This window comes from Acidiplasma aeolicum (assembly GCF_001402945.1).
GTDB lineage: Archaea > Thermoplasmatota > Thermoplasmata > Thermoplasmatales > Thermoplasmataceae > Acidiplasma > Acidiplasma aeolicum.
In genome coordinates this window covers 1-1,149 of record NZ_LKBG01000150.1, presented here as the reverse complement: position 1 = coordinate 1,149, position 1,149 = coordinate 1, and the positions used below count along the sequence as shown (strand labels likewise).

The 1,149-nt window shown below is 33.8% G+C and carries 1 protein-coding gene; it reads right to left on the bottom strand.

What is annotated here, in order from left to right:
* Positions 1-828: acyl-CoA dehydrogenase family protein (locus AOG54_RS03835; protein ID WP_201779316.1), on the bottom strand; the 828-nt coding region annotated here is incomplete at its 3' end.
* Between the last annotated feature and the right edge of the window lie 321 nt (positions 829-1,149).

Below are 1,149 nucleotides of genomic sequence, written 5' to 3'. Positions count from 1 at the left end.
TTCAGTTATATAATAGATTCCGCGACCTGCATCACCAAGCATCTGTGCCTCAGATCTGTTTAGTTCAACCTCACCGGATGGCACGCTCCTTGTGGCACTTTTTTCCTTGAGCCGCCTAACATGATAATTTAGATCGCCATCAATATTTCTTCTTGGCAGCACAAAAAGTGATAAGCCTTTTGCACCATGGTTTCCATCATGAAATGCAGATGTTAATGACACATCAGCTAGGCCTGCATTGCTTGCAAAGTATTTATCCCCGGTAAGATACCATAGATTATTTTTTGATTCCGCCACTGTTTGATTTGCACCCAGATCGCTGCCTCCCTGTATTTCGGTAAACCATGTTGCACCAAGCATTATATTATCTGAATCACCAATAAGCCCTGAAACATAATCATTGAAGGCGCCATTACCATACTTGTGCAGGGCGTATGCGGTTTGATGTGTAAGTGTTATAATGCAGTATATTCCCGGATCGGCAACAAGATATCCCATTGCATAATGTTCTATTATGGATTTTCCATGAAAATATGGTTTATTAATGCCGAAGTCCTTAATCAGCCTTTCAATGGCCTGCCTTTCCATGGTATCTATAAGAACGCTGTCTATTCTTTCACCATCTATTCCCCACATTTTAAGTACCGGTGGTGATATTTTATCTATATAATCTGTAATTTCATAGAGTTCCTTTCCGGCATATAAACCCAGACGATCAAGGTTTAATCTTTTTTCAGCATAAAATTCAAGGATTTCCTGGAATGGCTTATCTATTTCATAATGGTTCATCCCATAAATATTTGATATATGACTGTATGTGTCGTCCATAATAATTTAAATGGTTATGTGTATATAAAAATATTTAAAAGGAATAATGTGCTGGATTAATATATAACATAAACAGTTGTTATGTTAAGCCTGCCATAATGAAATTATTGATAATATGTGATAAATATCATTATAAAATATTAATTAAAATATTTTATATAATTTTTTCAACGGTTCACAAAATGCAGAACTTTTATTATAACATCTATCCATACATGCATGATTTTATTTTTTCATTTCTCATTGACTGTTCCTTTATTATATTTTTTCCATTTATATTGGATATACTGGCATAGAAATATAAAAAATAAATTAATAGAT